The 20,805-nt window shown below is 60.7% G+C and carries 24 protein-coding genes; 12 read left to right on the forward strand and 12 right to left on the reverse strand.

Annotated features, from left to right (window positions below; all coding sequences use genetic code 11):
• Nucleotides 1-99: 99 nt before the first annotated feature.
• Nucleotides 100-1,146 carry a M42 family metallopeptidase gene (locus HF949_RS03680; protein ID WP_292898352.1) on the forward strand — a complete coding sequence of 349 codons (1,047 nt, stop codon included), beginning with the start codon at nt 100-102 and terminating at the stop codon, nt 1,144-1,146.
• A gap of 212 nt (nt 1,147-1,358) precedes the next feature.
• On the forward strand, nt 1,359-1,505 hold the full coding sequence (locus tag HF949_RS03685) for a hypothetical protein (protein WP_292898353.1): 147 nt from the start codon (nt 1,359-1,361) through the stop codon (nt 1,503-1,505).
• A 6-nt stretch (nt 1,506-1,511) separates the two neighbouring features.
• Here the strand turns inward: HF949_RS03685 and HF949_RS03690 are convergent, their stop codons facing one another.
• From HF949_RS03690 to dut, 4 genes are all read right to left on the reverse strand, one after another.
• Nucleotides 1,512-1,871, reverse strand: a complete 360-nt coding sequence (locus HF949_RS03690; protein WP_292898354.1) for a DUF1850 domain-containing protein — start codon at nt 1,869-1,871, stop codon at nt 1,512-1,514.
• Nucleotides 1,868-3,985, reverse strand: coding sequence for a TRAP transporter permease (locus HF949_RS03695; RefSeq protein ID WP_292898355.1), 2,118 nt, complete (start codon nt 3,983-3,985; stop codon nt 1,868-1,870). The genes HF949_RS03690 and HF949_RS03695 overlap by 4 nt, the downstream gene beginning before the upstream one ends.
• A gap of 160 nt (nt 3,986-4,145) precedes the next feature.
• Nucleotides 4,146-5,102: a TAXI family TRAP transporter solute-binding subunit gene (locus HF949_RS03700; RefSeq protein WP_292898356.1), complete on the reverse strand. Its 957-nt coding sequence runs from the start codon at nt 5,100-5,102 to the stop codon at nt 4,146-4,148.
• A 237-nt stretch (nt 5,103-5,339) separates the two neighbouring features.
• The gene (gene dut, locus HF949_RS03705) at nt 5,340-5,825 is read right to left on the reverse strand and encodes a dUTP diphosphatase (RefSeq protein WP_292898357.1); all 486 of its coding nucleotides are present in this window, start codon (nt 5,823-5,825) and stop codon (nt 5,340-5,342) included.
• A gap of 201 nt (nt 5,826-6,026) precedes the next feature.
• Between dut and HF949_RS03710 the strand changes: the two genes are divergently transcribed.
• The 7 genes from HF949_RS03710 (at nt 6,027) to HF949_RS03740 (ending at nt 10,821) form a co-directional block, all read left to right on the forward strand.
• Nucleotides 6,027-7,616: a peptide chain release factor 3 gene (locus HF949_RS03710; protein ID WP_292898358.1), complete on the forward strand. Its 1,590-nt coding sequence runs from the start codon at nt 6,027-6,029 to the stop codon at nt 7,614-7,616.
• Between the two features lie 188 nt (nt 7,617-7,804).
• Entirely contained in the window at nt 7,805-8,464 is a 660-nt protein-coding gene (locus tag HF949_RS03715) for a peroxiredoxin (protein ID WP_292898359.1), read from the forward strand.
• Nucleotides 8,465-8,615: 151 nt separating this feature from the next.
• On the forward strand, nt 8,616-8,966 hold the full coding sequence (locus HF949_RS03720; RefSeq protein ID WP_292898360.1) for an MliC family protein: 351 nt from the start codon (nt 8,616-8,618) through the stop codon (nt 8,964-8,966).
• Between the two features lie 65 nt (nt 8,967-9,031).
• Nucleotides 9,032-9,385 (forward strand): ArsR/SmtB family transcription factor, encoded by a 354-nt coding sequence (locus tag HF949_RS03725; RefSeq protein WP_292898361.1) that lies wholly within the window; start codon nt 9,032-9,034, stop codon nt 9,383-9,385.
• A 39-nt stretch (nt 9,386-9,424) separates the two neighbouring features.
• On the forward strand, nt 9,425-9,976 hold the full coding sequence (locus tag HF949_RS03730; RefSeq protein ID WP_292898362.1) for an SRPBCC family protein: 552 nt from the start codon (nt 9,425-9,427) through the stop codon (nt 9,974-9,976).
• 34 nt (nt 9,977-10,010) lie between these two features.
• Complete coding sequence (locus tag HF949_RS03735) at nt 10,011-10,421, forward strand: VOC family protein (RefSeq protein WP_292898363.1); 411 nt, start codon at nt 10,011-10,013, stop codon at nt 10,419-10,421.
• A 25-nt stretch (nt 10,422-10,446) separates the two neighbouring features.
• Entirely contained in the window at nt 10,447-10,821 is a 375-nt protein-coding gene (locus tag HF949_RS03740) for a VOC family protein (RefSeq protein ID WP_292898364.1), read from the forward strand.
• Nucleotides 10,822-10,867: 46 nt separating this feature from the next.
• On the opposite strand, the gene HF949_RS03745 is transcribed toward HF949_RS03740, so the two are convergent.
• From HF949_RS03745 to ubiE, 7 genes are all read right to left on the reverse strand, one after another.
• The gene (locus tag HF949_RS03745; RefSeq protein WP_292898365.1) at nt 10,868-11,785 is read right to left on the reverse strand and encodes a pirin family protein; all 918 of its coding nucleotides are present in this window, start codon (nt 11,783-11,785) and stop codon (nt 10,868-10,870) included.
• An 81-nt stretch (nt 11,786-11,866) separates the two neighbouring features.
• Complete coding sequence (locus HF949_RS03750) at nt 11,867-12,442, reverse strand: GNAT family N-acetyltransferase (RefSeq protein ID WP_292898366.1); 576 nt, start codon at nt 12,440-12,442, stop codon at nt 11,867-11,869.
• Complete coding sequence (gene coaBC, locus HF949_RS03755; RefSeq protein ID WP_292898367.1) at nt 12,439-13,683, reverse strand: bifunctional phosphopantothenoylcysteine decarboxylase/phosphopantothenate--cysteine ligase CoaBC; 1,245 nt, start codon at nt 13,681-13,683, stop codon at nt 12,439-12,441. The genes HF949_RS03750 and coaBC overlap by 4 nt, the downstream gene beginning before the upstream one ends.
• Nucleotides 13,684-13,697: 14 nt before the next feature.
• A complete protein-coding gene (locus tag HF949_RS03760) occupies nt 13,698-14,123 on the reverse strand; it encodes a type II toxin-antitoxin system VapC family toxin (protein ID WP_292898368.1) in 426 nt (141 codons plus the stop codon).
• Complete coding sequence (locus HF949_RS03765; RefSeq protein WP_292898369.1) at nt 14,107-14,361, reverse strand: FitA-like ribbon-helix-helix domain-containing protein; 255 nt, start codon at nt 14,359-14,361, stop codon at nt 14,107-14,109. Before HF949_RS03765 ends, HF949_RS03760 begins: the two co-directional genes overlap by 17 nt.
• Nucleotides 14,362-14,621: 260 nt before the next feature.
• On the reverse strand, nt 14,622-16,199 hold the full coding sequence (ubiB, locus tag HF949_RS03770; protein WP_292898370.1) for a 2-polyprenylphenol 6-hydroxylase: 1,578 nt from the start codon (nt 16,197-16,199) through the stop codon (nt 14,622-14,624).
• A 10-nt stretch (nt 16,200-16,209) separates the two neighbouring features.
• Complete coding sequence (gene ubiE, locus HF949_RS03775; protein WP_292899983.1) at nt 16,210-16,986, reverse strand: bifunctional demethylmenaquinone methyltransferase/2-methoxy-6-polyprenyl-1,4-benzoquinol methylase UbiE; 777 nt, start codon at nt 16,984-16,986, stop codon at nt 16,210-16,212.
• 108 nt (nt 16,987-17,094) lie between these two features.
• Here ubiE and HF949_RS03780 point away from each other — a divergent pair, with 108 nt between their 5' ends.
• From HF949_RS03780 to HF949_RS03790, 3 genes are all read left to right on the forward strand, one after another.
• Nucleotides 17,095-18,075 (forward strand): adenosine deaminase, encoded by a 981-nt coding sequence (locus HF949_RS03780; protein ID WP_292898371.1) that lies wholly within the window; start codon nt 17,095-17,097, stop codon nt 18,073-18,075.
• A 72-nt stretch (nt 18,076-18,147) separates the two neighbouring features.
• On the forward strand, nt 18,148-18,777 hold the full coding sequence (gene upp / locus HF949_RS03785; protein WP_292898372.1) for a uracil phosphoribosyltransferase: 630 nt from the start codon (nt 18,148-18,150) through the stop codon (nt 18,775-18,777).
• A 96-nt stretch (nt 18,778-18,873) separates the two neighbouring features.
• Nucleotides 18,874-19,449: a retropepsin-like aspartic protease family protein gene (locus HF949_RS03790; protein WP_292898373.1), complete on the forward strand. Its 576-nt coding sequence runs from the start codon at nt 18,874-18,876 to the stop codon at nt 19,447-19,449.
• Nucleotides 19,450-19,479: 30 nt separating this feature from the next.
• On the opposite strand, the gene deoA is transcribed toward HF949_RS03790, so the two are convergent.
• Nucleotides 19,480-20,799, reverse strand: coding sequence for a thymidine phosphorylase (deoA, locus tag HF949_RS03795; RefSeq protein ID WP_292898374.1), 1,320 nt, complete (start codon nt 20,797-20,799; stop codon nt 19,480-19,482).
• Between the last annotated feature and the right edge of the window lie 6 nt (nt 20,800-20,805).

The following is a 20,805-nucleotide window of genomic DNA, read 5'->3' on the forward strand; positions in this document are numbered from 1 at the left end:
GCCAGCGCGAAACGGAAACGTGGCCGTTTCCTTCCGCGTCTCTTTGCGCCATGGTCGCGCTTCACCGATGATTCCAACAACACTCTGCCGGGGACACTGATGAACACCGAATTGCTGCGCAGGCTTTGTGAGACACCGGGTGCACCGGGCCACGAAACGCGCGTCCGCGCCCTGATCGAAAAAGAGATCGATGGACTGTTCGATGAAGTGCGGACCGACCCGATGGGCTCGCTCCTGTGTGTGCGCAGGCCACGCAAGAAGGTGAAGGGCGACCCGCTCAAAATCATGCTTCTTTGCCACATGGACGAGATTGCCTTTCTCGTCACCCATGTGACCGAAAAGGGCTTCCTGCATCTCGACCCGGTGGGTGGCTTTGATCCGCGCAACCTGTTTTCCCGCCGCGTGCTCGTCTGTACCGAGAGTGGCGACTACAAGGGTGTGATGAACCCCGCCGGCAAGCCCATTCACATCCAGAGTGCGGAAGAGCGCAAGAAGGTGCCTGAGCCCGGTGACTTTATCGTCGATATGGGGCTCGGCGAAAAGGCGCGCGATCTCGTTCAGGTTGGCGACTTCGTGGTGATGGACGAACCATTCCTTGAGATGGGCGAGAAATTCGTCTCCAAGGCGCTCGACAATCGTGTCGCCTGCTGGCTCGGCATCGAGGCAATTCGCGCGCTTGAAGAAGCCGGCACGAAGCATAACTGCGAGATCCATGTGGCCTTCACCGCACAGGAAGAGGTGGGACTGCGCGGGGCGCGCACGGCCGCCTATGCGGTGAAGCCCGACATCGGGCTCGGCATCGACACCACACTCTCCTGTGATACGCCGGGCATTGGCGAGCACGAGGCGGTTACGAAGCAGGGACAAGGCTTCGGTCTTCACGTGAAGGATTCCTCCTTTATCGCCGACCAGGCGCTGGTACGCGAGGTCGAGCAACTGGCGAAGAAAAGGGCGATCCCCTATCAGCGGACCATCCTTGCCCGCGGTGGGCAGGACGGCGCGGCAGCCCAGCAGGCAGCCGCAGGCGCGCGCGCCGTGGGCATCGTGGTCGGTACGCGCTACATCCACACTGTCACCGAGATGATCGACCGCAACGACCTTCAGGCCGCGCTCGACATCATCGTCGCTTATCTCGGAGAAAACTGAACACCAGGCGCCGCTGCGCCCAGACGAGCTGTGGCGCGGCGGCCACACCGAAACTGTTTGCTGCAACAAGACCCGATTTCAGCCATCAAACCGGCACAAATCCCGGCGAAATCCGATCGGCATTCACGGAGCGTTCACTTCGTGCGTGTATTTTTGACCCGATACTTCACACAGGCGGTTTTGGAGGAGCCGCCACCGGTTGGACATGACCCATGGCTCTTATCATTCGACTCGCTGCCGTTCTTCGCGACTTCTTCGCCCCTCGCTATCATCCCGAGCGTCACTATATGCGTGGCCCCGGCCCTGCATGCCAGAAGCGTGGTGGCGGTTCCCCCACGGGTACACCGACTGCGGCCTGACGCTACCTATTCACAATATTTCACGATGACAGGCTCGCCTGCTTCAGTGCCGATCTCATGGCATGATCCGGCGGCGCATAGCCGCCAGCCGGAGCCTGTTGCGCCCGACGCCGCCAGTGCAAGCTGAACCCGCGGCGGCAGGGAGGGGCGATAGCGCCACCAGCCTTCTGAAAATCGTGCTTCGGGCGGTGGCTCCATGCCGGCACCCGAGCCCTGAACACGCGCCTCGATAATCTCAAGACCGGCGCGTGTCGCCCGCCAGTCTTCTTCCCAGCGGATTTTCTCCACCGAGTGTGTCCATGACAGGGTGAAAAGCGCAGCCCCAAGTGTGAGCGCCTTTCCTCCTGCCAGAACACATATGCTCATGTGTCGGCCTTCGTATCCGCCGGTGCCTCCGCTGCACGGGTGCGATACCAGTGCAGACCAAGGAAGATCGCTGCCAGCCCAAAGCCGAGTTCATCGGTTATCGGCAGCGCGGCAATGAGCGTGAACGCTGCTGCGGCTGCGAGAACGCGCTCCCAGATTGCCAGTTTCGCGCGCAGAAACCCGATAACCGCCGCGCCCCAGAGCGCAATGGCAAGCAACGCCTTGAAGACGATATAGGCGACCGCCGGATAATAGCCCCAGGCCTCCGCCAGCGGCCCGCCATCCTGCAGCATCAACGCCGGCGTGTAGACGGCCATGAAGGGGATGACGAAACCGGCGGCAGCCACCTTGATGGCCTCCATGGAAATCTTGAGGCCGTTCTCCCTGGCGATTGGGCCGGCGGCGAAGCAGGCAAGCGCAACGGGCGGCGTCAGGTCCGCCAGAATGCCGAAATAAAAGACGAACATGTGGCTGACGATCAGCGGCACACCAAGCGCCAGAAGCGCCGGGCCGGCGATCGACGATGTGATGATGTAGTTGGGAATGGTGGGGATGCCCATGCCCAGCACGATGCAGGTTATCATGGTGAGAACGAGCGAAAGGAACAGACTCGTCTCGCCCACGGAGACGATGAACTGGCCGAATGTGTTCGCAACGCCGGTCAGGGTCATGGTTCCGATAATGATGCCGACCACGGCGCAGGCCACGCCGACCGGAAGTGCCGTCTTGGCACCCTCAGCGAGTGAATCCCGACAGACAATGAGTGTCCTGCGCCCGCCATCGACAAACAGGTTGGCGATGATGAGTGCAAGAGCGGCGATCAGGATGGCCGTGATGCCATAGCGAAAGAAGCTCGCGGCAACGAGACCAAGGCCAACCCAGAAGATCACCCGCAGCACCTGCCCTGGAAGGCCGAGTGCGACCGAGCCGCCGAGAATAAGAAGCACTGTCAGCGAAAGGCCGATCGTGCCAGCGAAGAGCGGCGTGTATCCCGTGAACAGCAGATAGACCAGCACTGCCAGCGGCAGGATGAGGTACCAGCCTTTTCTCAGCGCGTTGCGGGCGGAAGGAAGCTCGGAGCGCGGCAGGCCATGCAGACCGTATTTGCCGGCTTCCAGATGCACCATCCAGAAGGCCGAGGCGAAATAGAGCACGGCGGGGATGATCGCCGCCTTGACCACCTCGTAATACTCCACACCCAGCGTCTCGGCCATGATGAATGCTACCGCACCCATGACCGGCGGCATGATCTGCCCGCCCATGGAGGCGGTGGATTCCACGCCTCCGGCGAAGGCCGCGCGGTAGCCAAACCGCTTCATGAGCGGGATGGTGAACTGGCCGGTGGTGACCACATTGGCAACGCCGGAGCCGGAGATCGTGCCCATCAGGCCCGACGAAATGACTGACACCTTGGCCGCGCCACCGCGTGCATGGCCAACGAGGCCGAGCGAGACATCCGTGAAAAGCCTGATCATGCCGGCACGCTCCAGGAAGGAGCCGAACAGGATGAACAGGAAGATATAGGTGGCCGATACATAGATCGGTATGCCGTAAATGCCTTCCGTACCATAGGCCATGTGGTCGATGACCTGGCTGAAATCATAGCCGCGATGGTTGAGTGGCGCGGGCAGGTATTGGCCGAACAGGCAATAGGCGAGGAACGCGCCCGAGATTATTGGCAGCGCCGGTCCCATGAGCACATACGCGGCCGCAAAGACGGTGATGAGTGCGATCACGCCGAACACGATGTCGAGCGGCAGGGGATCGCCGGCCCGCAGAAGCAGCGGCTTGTATTCAACATACTGATAAAGCGCGACAGCTACACCGGCGAGCGCCAGCGCCCATGCCAGCGCCTTGATGGGAGGGGTGCTGTCACGCGCCTGCGCCACCAGCGGGAAAACCAGCAGTGTCAGGAAACCGACGTGGAAAGCACGGACCACCTGGCTTGGCAGGCTGATCACATGCGCGGCGGTGGCGATCTGGTACAGCGAGAACACCACGGCAATCCAGAACAGCAGCCGGCCGATGCGGTCCGCCCCGAATTCTCCGTGCGTATGGTCGTGCAATTCAGCCTCGGCCGGGCTCGCGGCCTGGCCAGTCTCTGTATTCGTCATCGGGCGCTCCGCTTCCCATGCTACGCGTCGGGGCCTTGCCGATTGTCCGCTCCCGCGCATCGCATGCGGGAGGGCTCGACATCTCGGGCCTTCCTGTCACGCCCCCAAGAGGAGAGTGACAGGAAGGCCCCGTCGATTGACGGGGCCTTTGCGTATTGGATTAGAGCAGGCCTTTTTCTTTGTAATAGCGCTCGGCACCGGGGTGCAGGGGCAGCGGCAGGCCCTTGGGGCCATTCTCTGCGGAGATCGCCTTGGCTGCAGCGTGTGCGGCCACCATATCGTCGAGGTTTTCGAAGAGCTGCTTGGTCATCTGATACGCGACCTCATCGGAAACATCCGAATGGGTAACGAGAATGTTTGTGATGGCCAGCGTTGGCACATCCTCGCTCTGCCCCTCATAAGTGCCGGCGGGAATGGTGGCGGCAATGAATGGGGCACCGAGCGTCTCGGCAACGCTGTTGGGCACGGACACGATCGTTACCGGAAGCGAAAGCGCGAGATCCTTGATGGACGCAACGCCAAGACCGGCCGACTGGAGCGTCGCATCGAGCTGGCGGTTCTTGATCAGTTCAACGGACTCACCGAACGGCAGATACTCCGTCTTGCCGAGATCGTCATAGCTCATATCCATGGCGCCGAAGATGCGCTGGGCGTTGAGCTCGGTGCCGGATTTCGGCGCACCGACGGAAAGACCCTTGCCCTTCAGGTCGGCGAATTCCTTGATGCCGGATTCCTGCGACGCAACGATCTGAATATAGTTGGGATAGATTGCGGCGATGGCGCGCAGCTTGTCGAGTTTCTTGTCGAAGCCTGCTTCTGCATCGCCTTCCCAGGCTGATTTGACGGAATCGCCAAGTGCAAATGCAATCTCGCCACGGCCCTGCTGAAGCAGGTTCAGGTTCTCGACCGATGCCTTGGTCGACTGCACCTGCGTACGCACGCCGTCGATGTTTTCGCCATAGATTTTGGAAAGCTGTGAGCCGAGCGGGTAATAGACGCCCGAAGTGCCGCCGGTCAGCACGTTGATGAAGTCCTGCGCCATGGCGCCGGCAGGTGCAAGGCTCAGCGATAACGCCACGGCACCGGCTGCGAGATACTTCCTGCTTGCATGTAACATTACGTCTCCTCCGCAATATAGCTGCTCCGCAGGCACCACCGCCTGCGCTGACTCTGACTGTAGACAACCGCGCCCTTTTGCCAACCGGAAAGCGACAGGCAACAGGGTGAACGGCCCTGGAAAGCCGATAATCGGACAGGATATTGCGCGCAACCCCCTGCGTGTGGGCAATCAACCGGCGTCCCTTAGACCAAAGTATAGGGCGCGGTGTGGTTACGCGTGGAGAGGAACCGAATGTCAGGCGATCCCGGTCGAACCGAACCCTCCGGCGCCGCGCACGGTGTCGCTGGCATGGCTGCGCTCTTCCAGCCGGACCTGAACCACCGGGGCAATCACGAGCTGCGCAATCCTGAGGCCGCGCGTGATGGCGAAGTCATCTTCACCATGGTTGATCAGCAGGACCTGAACCTCACCGCGATAGTCCGCGTCGATGGTGCCAGGTGCGTTGAGACAGGTAATGCCATGCTTGAGCGCGAGACCCGAACGCGGCCGCACCTGCCCTTCGAGACCCTCTGGAAGTTCGAGGATGAAGCCGGTGGGGACCAGCACCCGCTTTCCCGGAAGCAGAACGATGCGGCGGTCTTCCGAGACGGCTGCGCGCAGGTCCATACCGGCAGCGGCGGCACTCTCATAGGCCGGCAGCGGCAATCCCTCCCCGTGAGGCAAACGGACAATGCCGACATTGGGGCCGATAACGGGCATGGAGGAAACGGTGTTCGACATGGCTTGATCCTGTGCGCTGCAGTCCGGGGGGCGATGATCACGACCCTTTCCGTCTGGCGCGTTTTGCCGATGAATTCAACCGTGGCGTGGCGGCCAGACGGATCTCTGCACCATTATGTGGGCAAGGAAGCGGCCACTTTCTGTTCGACACGCGCCCTGCCGCTTGTTACAAGCGCCCGGCCTCAGGAAAACCATATCAAGATGACCGACAAAATCGCCGATGCGGTGGCCCGCCGCCGCACCTTCGCAATCATTTCGCACCCGGACGCGGGTAAGACCACGCTGACCGAGAAGCTGCTTCTTTTTGGCGGCGCCATTCAGCTTGCCGGCGAGGTGAAGGCGAAGAAGAACCGTGTCCAGACCCGTTCGGACTGGATGAACATCGAGCGCGAACGCGGCATCTCCGTCGTCACCTCGGTAATGACGTTCGAGTATGGCGATCACGTCTTCAACCTGCTCGATACGCCAGGCCACGAAGATTTTGCCGATGACACCTATCGCACGCTGACGGCGGTCGACAGCGCGATCATGGTCATCGATGCAGCCAAGGGCATCGAGCCGCGCACGCTGAAGCTGTTCGAGGTGTGCCGCCTGCGTGACATCCCGATCGTCACCTTCGTCAACAAGCTCGACCGTGAAAGCCGCGACCCGTTCGAGATCCTCGATGAGATCGAGCAGAAGCTGGCGCTCGATACGGCACCCATCACCTGGCCGATTGGCAGGGGCAAGAGCTTTGCCGGCACCTACAATCTTGCCAACAACACGATGCGCCGCTCGGATGACGATGTGGAGCCCATCGCCGTCAACGGGCCGGAATCCGATGCGGTTGCCGGACTCCTGCCCGAGCATGAGCGCGAGATGCTGGTGGAAGAGATGCTGCTCGGCAAGGAGGCGTGCCGTCCGTTCGATGTCCAGGCCTTCCGTGAGGGGCACCTGACGCCGGTTTATTTTGGGTCGGCGTTGCGCAATTTCGGTGTACGCGACCTGATCGAAGCGCTTGGCACTTTCGGTCCTGCGCCGCGCGCGCAGGATGCGGATTCGCGCAGGGTGGAAGCAACCGAGGAGAAGATGACCTCCTTTGTTTTCAAGATCCAGGCCAACATGGATCCCAACCACCGCGACCGCATCGCCTTTGTGCGAGTATGCTCCGGCAAGCTCCAGCGCGGCATGAAGGCCAAGCTCGTGCGCACTGGCAAACCCATCAGCCTTTCTGCGCCGCAGTTTTTCTTCGCCAAGAGCCGCATTACCGCAGATGAGGCCTTCGCCGGCGACGTGGTGGGCATTCCCAATCACGGCACGCTGCGCATCGGCGACACGCTGACCGAGGGCGAGGAGCTGCTGTTTCGGGGCGTGCCCAATTTCGCGCCGGAAATCCTGCGCCGCGTCCGGCTTGGCGATGCCATGAAGGCCAAGAAGCTCCGGGAGGCCCTTCAGCAGATGGCCGAAGAGGGCGTGGTTCAGCTCTTCACACCGGAAGACGGGTCGCCCGCCATTGTCGGCGTGGTCGGAGCGTTGCAGCTTGATGTGCTCAGGGAGCGGCTCAAGGTCGAATATTCACTTCCGGTGGATTTCGAGATGGCTCGCTTCAGCGTGTGTCGCTGGATTTCGTCCGATGAGCCAGGCGAAGTGGATCGATTCATAGCCAGTCATCGCGGCGACATTGCGCGCGATCTGGACGACGATCCGGTGTTTCTTGCGCCGCACGAGTTCGGTCTGAACTACGAGGCCGACCGCTGGAAGGCCGTACGCTTTGCCACGGTGAAGGACTACCAGACACGCAAGGCGGCCTGAGTGGACAGGTTTATCTCGCGGCTCTCCTGATAGAGGTATTTTCCTCATTCTGTCGCTTTTTGGGTATGAAATTCCAAGCGCGAATAGAGAATAGCGCCTAGATGAGGTTCATCTAGGCGTGTGCGGGTTGCTATCCTGCAGCGTCAGGAACACCAATCGCGTTTCATCTCATCCAGGAGGAGAGAACGATGAGCCTTCGCATCAACGACACAGCGCCGGATTTCAGCGCCGAGACAACTCACGGGACCATCAATTTTCACGACTGGATTGGCGACGGGTGGGCCGTGCTCTTCAGTCATCCGAAGGATTTCACGCCGGTCTGCACGACCGAGCTTGGAACGATGGCTGGGCTCGAGGGTGAGTTCAAAAAGCGCAATACCAAGATCATCGGCATTTCGGTCGACCCGGTCGAGGATCATGTCCGCTGGAAGGACGACATCAAGAAGGCCACGGGCCATGCCGTCGATTATCCGATGATCGGCGACAAGGATCTGAAAGTTGCCAAGCTTTACGACATGCTGCCGTCTGATGCAGGCGAAAGCTCCGATGGTCGTACAGCAGCCGACAACGCGACGGTGCGCTCGGTTTATGTCGTGGGTCCGGACAAGAAGATCAAGCTTGTGCTGACCTATCCTATGACGACGGGCCGGAATTTTGCGGAAATCCTCCGCGCAATTGATTCCATCCAGCTCACAGCCAGGCATCAGGTGGCGACGCCCGCCAATTGGCAGCAGGGCGAGGATGTTATCATCACACCGGCCGTTTCCAACGAGGATGCGGTGAAGCGCTTCGGTTCGTTCGAGACCATTCTGCCCTATCTGCGCAAGACGAAGCAGCCTGCAGGCTGATCCGTTCGCAGGAGAGGTATCGAGAACATCGGCCCCGGAAGCATTGTTGCTTCCGGGGCTCTTCATGTGCGCGCCAGGCCCGGCCTTGTCTTCAAATCGACACGCTGTCACGGTCTCATGATTCCATATGAAACCGTTTCAGGAGTCCGCCATGCGCCGCCCCGCTCTTTCACTGATCGCCCTCCTCGCAATCGGTTCCCCGACTTATGCGGCAACGCTGGAGATCGATCTGCCCGATGCGGAAACCGTGGAGACCGTCACGGTAACCTATGCGTGCCCGGACGGCGATATCGACGCCACTTATTATAATGCTGAAGACAATTCGCTTGTGGTGGTCACGATCGACGGCGGCCCGGTGGTGATGAGCAGCGTTCTTGCCGCCTCGGGTGTCAAATATGCCGGTGGCCCCTATGTCTGGTGGACCAAGGGTGACGATGCCGATCTCTACGATCTGATGAAGGGTGAGGACGCGGAGCCGGTGTCCTGCGCCGCAAAAAACTGACCTGACCGGCGGCGAAAGTAAACCATTAGGTTGACTATCTGGGTTGTGACTGATAGGTAAACCACATGGTTGAATATCAGTCACCCCATCTCGATGCCGTTTTCCACGCCCTGTCGGACCCGACCAGGCGGGCCATGCTGCACCGTCTTTCCGGCGGTGAGCAAAGTGTCTCGCAACTGGCGCAGCCCTTCGACATGTCGCTGGCCGGCGCCTCCAAACATGTGAAGGTTCTGGAAGGGGCGGGCCTCGTCAGCCGGCGCGTGGACGGCCGCACCCATTATTGCCGGCTGGAGGCAGCGCGGCTTGCCGAAGCACAGGCGTGGTTCCGCTACTACGAACGCTTCTGGTCCAACCGGCTCGACAAGCTGCAGGCGATCCTGGAAGCGGAGGATCGGGAGAGTTACGCCGGAAGAGACTGACGTGCCGCCCCCTCAGCCACCTCAACCTTTGAGAGGAAGATGATGAGACAGATCGAGGAAAGTGATTATGGCGTCGCCACGGCACCCAATGAGGTGCGCTTCGAGAGATCTCTCCCGGGCCCTGTCGAACGCGTTTGGGCCTATCTGACCGAGGCGGACAAGCGCCGGCAATGGCTGGCGGGCGGAGAGATGGAGCCGCGTGCAGGCGGTTCCGCAAAACTCCTGTTCCGCCATTCCGAATTCACCGACGAGGACCCGCCCGAGGCCTATAGGGAGATGAATGAGAAGGGATTTCTCTCCGAGGGGCGGATCATTGCCTGGGATCCACCGCGGCATCTGGCCATGACCTGGCCGGGAGACGGTGCCGATAGCCAGGTAGAGTTCGAGCTCTTTCCCGAGGGCGACAGGGTTCTCCTTGTCGTGACCCACAAACGCCTCGCCGACCGGGAGGAGATGATCAATGTCTCCGGTGGCTGGCATGCCCATCTCACTGTTCTGCAAGCGGTGCTCGCAGGTGAGAAGACGCCGCCATTCTGGTCGCAGATCAAGGCGCTGGAAGCCGCATACACCGCACGCTTCAACGAACGGTGAGACCCCTTTCGCTATTGGCACCAAGGAGCATGACATGAACGTTTCCGCTACGCCGCCCAAGGCTGGCGCCCAGCCCGACACAGCACCGAAGCTCGCCGGCGGGCGCAATATCGCGATGAAGGTGCCACCGCATCAGTATGACGAGACGGTACGCTTCTACCGGGACGTACTCGGCATGGAGCAGATCGAGGAGCTTCTGCCCGCTGTCGGCTTTCGCTTCGGAGCCAACCAGCTCTGGATCGACAAGACCCCTGGCATGAGCCAGTCGGAACTCTGGCTGGAAATCGTGACTGACGACACCAAGGCCGCCGCCGCTCGGCTGGAAGCGGCAGGCATCGCGCGCTGTGACGAAATTGAACCGCTGGGCGAAAATTTCGACGGGTTCTGGATATCGAGCCCCGCCCAGATCATCCATCTGGTCGACCATAAATCCGGCGCCTGGTGAAGACGATATGTTGAAAATAGCTCTGATGAGTATCCTTGTGGACGACCAGGACAAGGCTGAGGCATTTTACACGGATGTGCTGGGCTTCCGGAAGAAGCAGGACTTTCCGGCCGGCGGCGCCCGCTGGCTGACGGTGGTTACACCGGGAGCCGAGAACGGCACCGAGTTGCTTCTGGAACCCATGGGATACGACTTCGCGCGCACCTACCAGAAGGCGCTTTATGATGCCGGCATACCCTGTACGACTTTTGCCTGCGAGGACGTGCAGGCAGAGTATGAGCGGCTGAAAGCGCGCGGCGTGGTGTTTCGCGCAGAGCCGACCCGGATGGAGGGGATGCCCACCATCGCCGTGTTCGAGGATACGTGCGGCAACCTCGTTCAGATGTTCGAGGCATCTTGAGAAGAAAGGGCGGACACAAGGCGTCCGCCCTCCATTCAGTCTGACGTCAGAACTTCGCGCCTTCGCGGATGAACGTCCCGGCATTCAGTTCGTTGAACGCCTGCACCAGTTCCTGGCGCGTGTTCATGACGATGGGACCGTGCCAGGCGACGGGCTCCTGGATGGGCTTGCCCGAAACGAGCAGAAAGCGGATGCCTCGTTCGCCGGCCTGCACCACCACTTCGTCGCCCGTGTCGAAAACCACGAGCGTGCGGTCACCGCTCATGTCGCGGAGATGCACTTCCTCGCCTGCGACCTCCTTTTCGACCAGCACCCCGAATGGTTTCGAGGCATCGCGGAACGTGCCGGAGCCTTCGAAGATGTAGGCGAAGGCGCTGCGGTAGGTGTCGACCGGCAGGACCTTGCGCTTTCCCGGCGGCACCCAGACATCGAGATATTGCGGATCAGCCGCAATACCATCGACGGGACCACGCTTGCCCCAGAACTCACCGACCACGACACGCACGCGCGTCCCGTCATCGTCGATCACTTCAGGAATGTCGCCGGCTTTCACGTCCTGATAGCGTGGCGTCGTCATCTTCTCGCTCGATGGCAGGTTGGCCCAGAGCTGGAAGCCGTGCATACGGCCCTGCCTGTCACCATGCGGCATTTCCTGATGGAGGATACCGCTGCCGGCCGTCATCCATTGCACATCCCCGGCGCCAAGTGAGCCGGCATTGCCGAGACTGTCTGCATGATCGACGCTGCCCGCCAGAACATAGGTGATTGTTTCGATGCCGCGATGCGGATGCCAGGGAAAGCCGGCCTGATAGTCTTCCGGCCGATCGTTGCGGAAGTCATCGAGCAGAAGGAACGGATCGGCCAGCTTCGGATCGCCAAAGCCGAACGCTCGGTCAAGTCGAACACCTGCACCTTCCATCGTGGGCTGGGCCTGCGAAATCTGCTTTACGGGACGAATGGACATGATCGTCTCTCCATCTGTTGCTTGGAGCAAAGATAGTGCGTGCCTGCGGTTATGACATCCGCGACAGCGAAGACGCGCTGTTTACATATTGGAGACAATCGGCGGCATTGACGCTGTGCGTGGTCCAATGCTCTGGTCACGCCAGAACACGATTGTCGGGCGGTCCTTGTACTCGGTGCGCGCTTTTTCAACAAAGCCGAGGCGCTCCGCGAGCCTGCGTGACGGAGCGTTCTCCTCATCGATGATGCAGGTAACGGTTTTGTCCCGGTGTGCTCGCGAGCACCAGGAAAACACGGCTTCCATGGCTTCTTTCGCATAGCCTCTGCCGTGGACCTCCGGCAGGAAGACCCATCCGGCCTCCAGCGTGCCTTCAACAGAAGGGGTAATAGCGCGCCGTGCTTCCTGAACACCGGCATCGCCCAGAAAAGCACCCGTCGCCTTCTCCGTTACGGCAAAATAGCCGAAACCCACCAGATCCCACATGCCCCGATGCATGGCGAGACGGCGCCAGGCATCTTCACCCGTGAGTGGTTTGCCCGAGGTAAAGCGCGTGGCCTCCGGCAGCGACCAGAGGTGGGCGAAGGCATCGAAATCGGTGCTGGAGTGCGCACGCAGCACGAGGCGCTCCGTTTCGAGAACCGGAGTCTGCAGGGTCATTCTTTCGGTCCAAGCCGATCGGCGATCAGTAGTGCCAGGCGTTCGGCAACATCGTCCTTGCCCATCTCCGGCCATTCGTCGTGTCCGTCCTGGCTGACGATCACCACGCTGTTGCGGTCGCCGCCCATCACACCACCGGGGCCGACGCCGCTGTCATGCGAGACGTCGTTGGCGACGATGATGTCGGCGCCTTTCTTGTTCAGCTTTGCGCGCGCATTCTTGAACAGATCCTGCGTTTCGGCAGCGAAGCCGATGACGAGCGCCGGGCGCTTTTCATGATGCCCGATCCCCGAAAGGATGTCGGGATTTTCGGTGAGCTCGAGCGTGGGAGCGCCCTGTCCGGGTTTCTTCTTGATCTTCTCGGCGGTCTCGACAGCCGGACGCCAGTCGGCGACGGCAGCGACGAAGACCCCGGCATCTGCCGGAAGTGCGGCTTCCACCGCTTCGCGCATCTGGCGTGCTGTCTCCACATGGGTGGTCGTGACACCCTGCGGGTCCGGAATGGAAACGGGGCCCGAAACGAGGTGAACCGATGCCCCGAGGCGGGCAAGTGCCGCAGCGATGGCGTGTCCCTGTTTGCCCGAAGACCGGTTGGCAATGTAGCGAACCGGGTCGATCACCTCATGGGTTGGTCCCGAGGTAACGATCACCTTGCGCCCCGCAAGCGGCTTTTCGCCGGTGTCGAGCAGGGCCTCTATGGCTGCCACGATCTCCATCGGCTCGGCCATGCGACCTTCGCCTGCTTCGCCGCTTTCGGCCATCTCTCCCCGGTTGGGGCCGACAAAATGCACCCCGTCTTCCCGGAGCGTCCTTGCATTGCGCTGCGTGGCCGGGTGCTCCCACATACGGGGGTTCATGGCGGGCGCCAGGAGAACAGGCTTGTCGGTGGCGAGCAGCACCGTCGAGGCGAGGTCATTGGCCTGACCGGTGGCGAGCTTTGCCATCAGGTCGGCTGTCGCGGGCGCGACGACGAGAAGGTCGGCCTCGCGCGAAAGACGGATATGGCCGACATCGTGTTCGTCCTGACGGTCGAACAGATCGGTGAAGACGTGGTCTGCCGAAAGCGCGCCCACGGATAGCGGGGTGATGAACTCCTGTGCGGCCTTTGTCATGACGCAACGCACGCTCGCCCCGCGCTCGCGCAGGCGGCGGATCAGGTCGAGGCATTTATAGGCTGCGATGCCGCCCCCGATCAGAAGCAGGATGCGCGTTTTGCGAAGGGTCTGCTGGGGGGCTGTCATGGATGCAGGCTCTCTTACGACGGCTTCATGGCTGGCTCGATATCGGTATGAACGAAATCGTCGCCCTTGAAAAGAAGCGGCAGGTTAGCGCTGCGGGCGAGAGCGTAAGCGAAGCAGTCTCCAATGTTGAGCGCGGCTTTGTGGCCGGTGCCCGGACCATAGATCGCGTAGGCCCTGCGTGCGATGCTCAATTGCCGGTCGTCGAAGTCGATCGTTTCCACGTCGAGAGCCTTGAGCAGTGTGTTGAGACGCGTGGTTCCTTCGATCATCGCAATGTGCCTTGCAACGCAATGCGCTTCGAAGGTGGTGGTGCTGCTGATAAGGATTCGTTCGGCATGTACGAAAGCCTGACGAAACATGTCCGCATCCGCATCGCCGTTCAGAACGGCGATTAGCGCCGACGTGTCGACGACGAATTTCGCTTCACAATGTACGGCCATTCCAGATCTCGTCGGTGATGGCTTTCAGATTGAAAGGGCCGATGGGGCTCATCGAGACCGATTCGATCAGCTCGATGCGATGACGGATTTTCTGAGTGCGGGTATTCTGGTGAGGCTGTACACTTTTTGCGAGTATGCGACGGACCTCTTCCTCCATCGAGACGTCGTTTTCGGCCGCGCGTTTTTTTAGAGCGCGCCGCACCTTCTCGTCCACATTTCGAATGGTCAGTGTCGCCATTGTTACTCCGTTACAAAACACTTCAGCCTTAACGCAGCGGCAGGCATGCTGCATGCCTGCCGCATTCACGTCTGGGCATAACCCAATGACAGCATGACTGTCAGTGCTGGCGTTGCATTATGCACACTTCTTCGGCGTGGAATAATGAGGCGAATCCGTGTCTTAGGTGTGGTTTGCTAGCATTGCTGTCATTGCCTTCAGGGTAAGCCTGGCGCGACTGAAGGCCGATGCTCGAACGAACGGATACGGGCTGGATTGGATCAGGAGATCTGCCACGCGATAACGGCAAGCGCAATCGCGATCACCCACAGGGCGAAACGCCCGCCGCGTGAATGGCGGGCTTCTGCCCTGCCAATCGCTTCGGCGGTCTCGGGATCAAAGCGCAAACCCTTCTGGGCCATCGTGTCGATCTCACGGGAGAGGCGCTCCGTACGGGCGGCCAGATCCGGGGCCTGACGAACGAGCGCGACGAGCGCCCCCACGCCTTCGCCTGCATCCCTTATGATGCCGCGTGGCCCGAGATTGGCGGCGATCCAGTCGGACACCACCGGCTCGGCCGTCTTCCACATATTGAAATGCGGATCGAGCGTGCGCGCCACACCTTCGACCACCACCATGGTTTTCTGCAGCAGCAGAAGCTCCGGGCGGGTCTGCATGTCGAAGAGTTCGGTGACTTCGAAGAGAAGTGTGAGAAGGCGCGCCATGGAAATGGTCTCGGCAGACTGGCCGTGGATCGGCTCACCAATGGCGCGCAGCGCCTGCGCAAAAGCGGCGACGTCGTGGTGCGCCGGTACATAACCCGCCTCGAAATGCACCTCCGCCACCCGGCGGAAATCGCGGGTAATAAAACCGTAGAGGATCTCGGCCAGGAAATGCCGCTCCTTGCGTCCAATCCGTCCGGTGATGCCAAAATCGACGGCAACGATCGTGCCGTCATCCTCGACAAACAGGTTGCCGGGATGCATGTCCGCGTGAAAGAAGCCGTCGCGCAGTGTATGGCGCAGGAAGGACTGGATCAGCGTTCTGGCGAGCGCTTCGAGGTCGTGACCTGCTTCCCGCAACGCGTCGATGTCCGACATCTTCGTGCCGTTGACCCATTCGAGTGTCATCACATCGCGACCGGTGCGCTGCCAGTCGACAGCCGGAACGCGGAAACCCGGGTCGTCCCTGGTGTTTTCCTGTATCTCTGAAATGGCAGCGGCTTCCAGCCGCAGATCCATCTCGATCTTCGTCACCTGCGCCAGCGTCTCCGCCACCTTCACAGGCTTGAGACGACGCGTGGACGGCATGAACCGTTCCTGCAGGTGTGCAGCCAGAAAATAGCTTTCGAGATCGTTCTGAAACCGGCGCCTGACGCCGGGCCTGATGACCTTCACGGCCACCTTCCGGGGCTCTGATCCACCGACATCAACAAGCGCCTCGTGCACCTGAGCAATGGAAGCGGCGGCAACAGGCCCGTCGAACTGCACAAAGAGCTCCTCAACCGGTCTCCCGAGCGAAGTTTCTATGGCCGCCCGCGCCTGGGTCTCCGGGAACGTATCCATCCGGTCCTGAAGGCGGGAAAGGTCCCGAGCCATGTCATGGCCGACGACATCAGGTCGGGTTGCCAGGAACTGACCGAGCTTCACATAGGAGGGCCCCAGTCGGTTCACCGCCTGCGCAAGTCGTTCAGGGCGGTCGCGTCGTGCCGAACGACGCCGAGACATCAGCTTTGCGACACGCCAGCCAAAGCGCGGCATGCCTTCCAACTGGTCGCCCGGCATGGCCGCAACCACACCTTCGCGAATGAGAATCCAGCCCGCGCGTGCAAGCCTCAGATATGCGCCGACCGTACTCATGAATATGCCGTCAAATCTTCCAGCCGGAGTGCAGGGCGGCGATCCCGCCAGTATAATTGCGCCATGTCACGCGCGAGAAGCCCGCATTTGTGATCATCGCGGCAAAATTCTGCTGGTTTGGGAACTTGCGGATGGATTCGATCAGATACCGATAGGGCTCGCCGTCGCCTGTCACCGCCTGCCCGATGCGCGGAATCGCATGGAAGGACCAGTTTTCATAGACCTTGTCGAGGAGCGGCATTTCGACTTCGGAAAATTCGAGGCACAGAAAGCGCCCGCCGGGTTTCAGAACGCGAAAAGCCTCATCGAGTGCCCGGTCGATATGCGGCACATTGCGAATGCCAAAGGCAATCGTATAGGCGTCAAAAGTGTTGTCCTCGAAAGGCAGATCTTCTGCGTTGGCTTCGACGAAAGTCAGATTTTCGGCAAAGCCTCTCTTTTCGGCGCGTTCCCGTCCGACTTCCAGCATCGAGCCATTGATATCGAGCACGGTCACGTCCGCATTGCGGCGGGATGCCTCGACGATACGGAATGCGATGTCACCCGTGCCACCGGCCACGTCAAGGGCGCGATAGCCCGGTCGCTTCGAAGGTGCGAGCCATGAAATCATGGCATCCTTCCAGGCCCGATGCAGCCCGGCGGACATGAGGTCGTTCATCACGTCATAGCGTTTTGCAACGCGGTGGAACACCGTGTTGACCAGACCCTGCTTCTCGTTCTCGTCAACCTGACGAAAACCGTAGGCCGTCTCCATGCCGCCCTGGGCGGTGGTACGTTGATCTGACATCATCACCCTTTCGAAATCGCCGGGACCATAGCTCATTGCCGCTTCTGGCGCTATTGTCAAAAGCGCGATGAACAGCCGCGCCGGCGGACTGGTTAAAACGGAGCGCACATGGTCCCAAAAGCCGAGCTTCACTGTCATATCGAAGGTGCTGCCTCGCCTGAGCTTGTTTTGTCCCAGGCCCGCAAATATGGCGTCGATACATCCGGCTTTCTTCGTGACGGGGCGTATCACTGGTACGATTTTACGAGTTTTCTGGCCGCTTATGACGCCGCGGCGAACCTCTTTCGAAGCGAGGAGGATTACGCGCTTCTGGCCGAGGATTACTTGACCGGCCTGTGGCGCGAAGGGGCCGTTTACTCGGAGATCTTCACCTCACCCGATCATGCCGAACGCGCCGGTTTGTCCCGCATGGACTACACAAATGCCCTCGGCGAGGGGATTGAGCGGGCGCGGGCGAAAACCGGCATCGAGGGAAGGATCATCGTCACGGGCGTGCGTCATTTCGGTGCGGCTGCGGTTGAGGATGCGGCCCGCTTTGCCGCCGCCTGCAGGCATCCTCTGGTGACCGGTTTCGGCATGGCTGGAGACGAGCGTTTCGGCAATGTGCGTGACTATGAACATGCATTCGAGATCGCCCGCGAGGCCGGGTTGGGCCTGACTGTCCATGCCGGGGAATTCGGTGGCTGGGAGAGTGTGGAGGCAGCGCTGAACCATATTCGCCCCGCGCGCATCGGCCATGGCGTGCGCGCCATCGAAAATCCCGATCTGGTGCGCCGGCTCGCAGACGAAGGTGTGGTACTGGAGGTATGTCCGGTCTCCAACATCGTGCTGAAGGTCTACCCCGATTACGCCAGTCACCCGTTACCAGACTTGCTCGAGGCTGGGTGCCGCGTCACCCTCAACTCGGATGACCCGCCGCATTTCCATACTTCGCTCGGTTACGAATATCACGTGGCACGGGAGCATTTCGGCCTGGACGATGCGACCTTGCGTAGCCTCACGCGTACGGCCATAGAGGCGGCTTTTGTCGACGATGCCACCCGCAGACGCCTGCTCGATGCTCTTGAAGACAAAACTGTGGCTCAATGAGGCATGCGGTATGCTGAAACGTTCGTGTTGGTTAGTATCGGCAACAAGAAACCAGCATCCGGGGAACTTCACATGCAGGGCGTGACTGTCGTCGACCACCCGCTTGTCCAGCACAAGCTCACAATCATGCGCGACAAGGAGACGTCGACGGCCGGCTTTCGGCGTCTTCTGCGCGAGATTTCGCTATTGCTGTGTTATGAGGTCACGCGTGATCTGGAACTCACCACCAAGCGAATAGAAACACCTCTTCAGCCCATTGATTCGCCAACGCTGGAAGGAAAGAAACTCGTGTTCGCCTCGGTGCTGCGTGCCGGGAACGGGCTCCTGGACGGCATGCTCGATCTAGTACCGGCAGCGCGTGTAGCGCATGTGGGCATGTATCGCGATCATGAAACGCTGGAAGCGATCGAGTATTTTTTCAAGGCGCCGAGTGATCTCGGTGACCGGCTGGTGATCGTGGTCGATCCGATGCTGGCGACGGCCAACTCCGCCATCGCCGCCGTTGATAAACTCAAGGAGCGGGGCGCCACCAATCTGCGCTTCCTGTGCCTGCTGGCAGCCCCGGAAGGTGTTGAGAACTTCCGTAGATCCCACCCCGATGTGCCGATTTTCACAGCTTCAATAGACGAGCGCCTGAACGAGAAGGGCTATATCGTGCCCGGTCTCGGCGATGCAGGTGACCGCATGTATGGGACCAAGTAACCCACACTTAACCAACCGGAATGGTTGTCGGCGCCGTTAAGCGAATGATCGGCGGTGGTTCTTATGGTTCTTCCAGCAGCAAACTGGAAGGAACAGATGTTTCGCAAGATGATCATGCTGGGGGTGGTGGCTGGCGCTGCAGGGGGCGTTCCCGCTCTCTATCAGAGCAATCCGGAGTTCTACCGGGAGCTGCTGCACGCGGCGTTGACTTTGAGCGCGAATGAAAACCCACAACAGGTCGCAGCCTCGCGCCCTGCTTCCAGTCCCTTGCCGATGAACAGCGAAACGTCGGTTCTTCTGGGCAGAAAGGTCAGCATCACTGCCGATGAGACGGGTCATTTCGTGGGGCGGTTCAAATTGAACGGTCGTGAGCTGAGTGCGATGATTGATACGGGTGCGACCTATGTGGCGATCAACCGGGATACCGCGCGCCGGATCGGAGTATCTTTGAACTCCTCTGACTTCAAATATGAAGTGAACACGGCCAACGGCAAGGTACGCGCGGCGGCGACGACGATCGATAGCCTCCAGATTGGCCGCATCTATGTAGAAAACATCGATGCGGTGGTGCTCGATGATCGGGCGCTGGACAAGATCTTGATAGGTATGAGCTTTCTTGACCGTCTTGCCCGCTTTCAGGTGGAAAACCGGGCGCTGGTGCTCGAACAATAGAAAGACTTTGATTCCACAGCCCGATCTGCTTCAAATCTCTGCCGTTACCCGACGCAGGATCGTTTTGCGCGTACGCGGTTTCGCATCAGTGATGTCGTAGGCGCTGCTCACAATGCGCGCTGCGCGCCGGGCGCTTTCTTCCGATGATGCATGCACCATGCAGAGCGGTTCGCCATGTTTCGTTTCGGCCCCAAGAGGCAAGAGATCGGTGAAGCCGACGGAATGATCGATCGTGTCCTGGGGAGTTCGCCGACCGCCACCGAGCCCGATCACACCAATGCCAACCGCACGCGCGTCAATCGCGCTCACAAAGCCATCATTCGCAGCAGGAACGGGGAGGGTTACAGACGCACGAGGCAGATACTTGTCCGGATTTTCAACAAAGTCACCCGGTCCGCCAAGCGCGGACACCATCTGGCCGAATCGTTCTGCAGCACGCCCGCTCTCGAGCGCTTCATGGGCCCGGTCGTAGGCTTCGCGCGTGGTTGTCGCGATGCCGGAGGCAAGCAGCATCTCGCTGGCAAGCGCCAGTGTGACGTCCTCCAGCCTGCGGTCGCGCTTCTCGCCCGTGAGAAAGTCGACCGCATTGACAACTTCCACCGCATTGCCGGCGGCGGATGCGAGTGGCTGGTTCATGTCGGTTATGAGCGCGGAGGCCGAAAGGCCCGCTTCGCCCGCAACGCGCACCAGATTTTCGGCTAGCTTGCGCGCCGCACGGGCATCGCCCATGAAGGCGCCATTGCCGGACTTCACATCGAGCACCAGCGATGAAAGGCCGGCGGCCAGCTTCTTCGACAGGATGGAGGCGGTGATGAGCGGGATCGATTCCACCGTGCCGGTAACATCGCGCACGGCATAGAAGCGCTTGTCGGCAGGCGCGAGATCGCCCGTCTGCCCGATGATCGCGCAGCCCACCTTTCGCACCGTTTCGGCAAAGCGTTTCTGGTCTGGCTGGCTCGTGTAACCGGGGATGGAATCCATCTTGTCGAGCGTGCCGCCGGTGTGGCCGAGGCCGCGTCCGGAGATCATCGGCACAAAGGCGCCGCAGGCCGCCACGATGGGGGCAAGCATGAGGGAGACATTGTCACCTACACCGCCGGTGGAATGCTTGTCGGTCACGGGGCCAGGCAGGTTCGACCAGTCGAGCACGCTGCCGGAATCGCGCATGGCGAGCGTGAGGGCCGCCCCTTCCGCGGCATCCATGCCGTTCAAAAGAACTGCCATGGCGAGCGCCGCGATCTGCCCCTCGCTCCATGAACCATCTGCGAGTCCGGCGGTGAACGCGCAGATTTCCTCGCCTGTCAGCGCCTTGCCGTCGCGCTTCCTGCGGATGATTTCCTGAGGGAGCATTTGATC

This window comes from Nitratireductor sp. (assembly GCF_017794765.1).
Taxonomy (GTDB): Bacteria; Pseudomonadota; Alphaproteobacteria; order Rhizobiales; family Rhizobiaceae; genus Nitratireductor.

What these genes read in the sequence shown, in the direction of transcription:
- HF949_RS03680 (WP_292898352.1), top strand. Translation starts at nt 100, where the DNA reads ATGAACACCGAATTGCTGCGCAGGCTTTGTGAGACACCGGGTGCACCG.
- HF949_RS03685 (WP_292898353.1), top strand. Translation starts at nt 1,359, where the DNA reads ATGGCTCTTATCATTCGACTCGCTGCCGTTCTTCGCGACTTCTTCGCC.
- HF949_RS03690 (WP_292898354.1), bottom strand. Translation starts at nt 1,871, where the DNA reads ATGAGCATATGTGTTCTGGCAGGAGGAAAGGCGCTCACACTTGGGGCT.
- HF949_RS03695 (WP_292898355.1), bottom strand. Translation starts at nt 3,985, where the DNA reads ATGACGAATACAGAGACTGGCCAGGCCGCGAGCCCGGCCGAGGCTGAA.
- HF949_RS03700 (WP_292898356.1), bottom strand. Translation starts at nt 5,102, where the DNA reads ATGTTACATGCAAGCAGGAAGTATCTCGCAGCCGGTGCCGTGGCGTTA.
- dut (WP_292898357.1), bottom strand. Translation starts at nt 5,825, where the DNA reads ATGTCGAACACCGTTTCCTCCATGCCCGTTATCGGCCCCAATGTCGGC.
- HF949_RS03710 (WP_292898358.1), top strand. Translation starts at nt 6,027, where the DNA reads ATGACCGACAAAATCGCCGATGCGGTGGCCCGCCGCCGCACCTTCGCA.
- HF949_RS03715 (WP_292898359.1), top strand. Translation starts at nt 7,805, where the DNA reads ATGAGCCTTCGCATCAACGACACAGCGCCGGATTTCAGCGCCGAGACA.
- HF949_RS03720 (WP_292898360.1), top strand. Translation starts at nt 8,616, where the DNA reads ATGCGCCGCCCCGCTCTTTCACTGATCGCCCTCCTCGCAATCGGTTCC.
- HF949_RS03725 (WP_292898361.1), top strand. Translation starts at nt 9,032, where the DNA reads ATGGTTGAATATCAGTCACCCCATCTCGATGCCGTTTTCCACGCCCTG.
- HF949_RS03730 (WP_292898362.1), top strand. Translation starts at nt 9,425, where the DNA reads ATGATGAGACAGATCGAGGAAAGTGATTATGGCGTCGCCACGGCACCC.
- HF949_RS03735 (WP_292898363.1), top strand. Translation starts at nt 10,011, where the DNA reads ATGAACGTTTCCGCTACGCCGCCCAAGGCTGGCGCCCAGCCCGACACA.
- HF949_RS03740 (WP_292898364.1), top strand. Translation starts at nt 10,447, where the DNA reads ATGAGTATCCTTGTGGACGACCAGGACAAGGCTGAGGCATTTTACACG.
- HF949_RS03745 (WP_292898365.1), bottom strand. Translation starts at nt 11,785, where the DNA reads ATGTCCATTCGTCCCGTAAAGCAGATTTCGCAGGCCCAGCCCACGATG.
- HF949_RS03750 (WP_292898366.1), bottom strand. Translation starts at nt 12,442, where the DNA reads ATGACCCTGCAGACTCCGGTTCTCGAAACGGAGCGCCTCGTGCTGCGT.
- coaBC (WP_292898367.1), bottom strand. Translation starts at nt 13,683, where the DNA reads ATGACAGCCCCCCAGCAGACCCTTCGCAAAACGCGCATCCTGCTTCTG.
- HF949_RS03760 (WP_292898368.1), bottom strand. Translation starts at nt 14,123, where the DNA reads ATGGCCGTACATTGTGAAGCGAAATTCGTCGTCGACACGTCGGCGCTA.
- HF949_RS03765 (WP_292898369.1), bottom strand. Translation starts at nt 14,361, where the DNA reads ATGGCGACACTGACCATTCGAAATGTGGACGAGAAGGTGCGGCGCGCT.
- ubiB (WP_292898370.1), bottom strand. Translation starts at nt 16,199, where the DNA reads ATGAGTACGGTCGGCGCATATCTGAGGCTTGCACGCGCGGGCTGGATT.
- ubiE (WP_292899983.1), bottom strand. Translation starts at nt 16,986, where the DNA reads ATGTCAGATCAACGTACCACCGCCCAGGGCGGCATGGAGACGGCCTAC.
- HF949_RS03780 (WP_292898371.1), top strand. Translation starts at nt 17,095, where the DNA reads ATGGTCCCAAAAGCCGAGCTTCACTGTCATATCGAAGGTGCTGCCTCG.
- upp (WP_292898372.1), top strand. Translation starts at nt 18,148, where the DNA reads ATGCAGGGCGTGACTGTCGTCGACCACCCGCTTGTCCAGCACAAGCTC.
- HF949_RS03790 (WP_292898373.1), top strand. Translation starts at nt 18,874, where the DNA reads ATGTTTCGCAAGATGATCATGCTGGGGGTGGTGGCTGGCGCTGCAGGG.
- deoA (WP_292898374.1), bottom strand. Translation starts at nt 20,799, where the DNA reads ATGCTCCCTCAGGAAATCATCCGCAGGAAGCGCGACGGCAAGGCGCTG.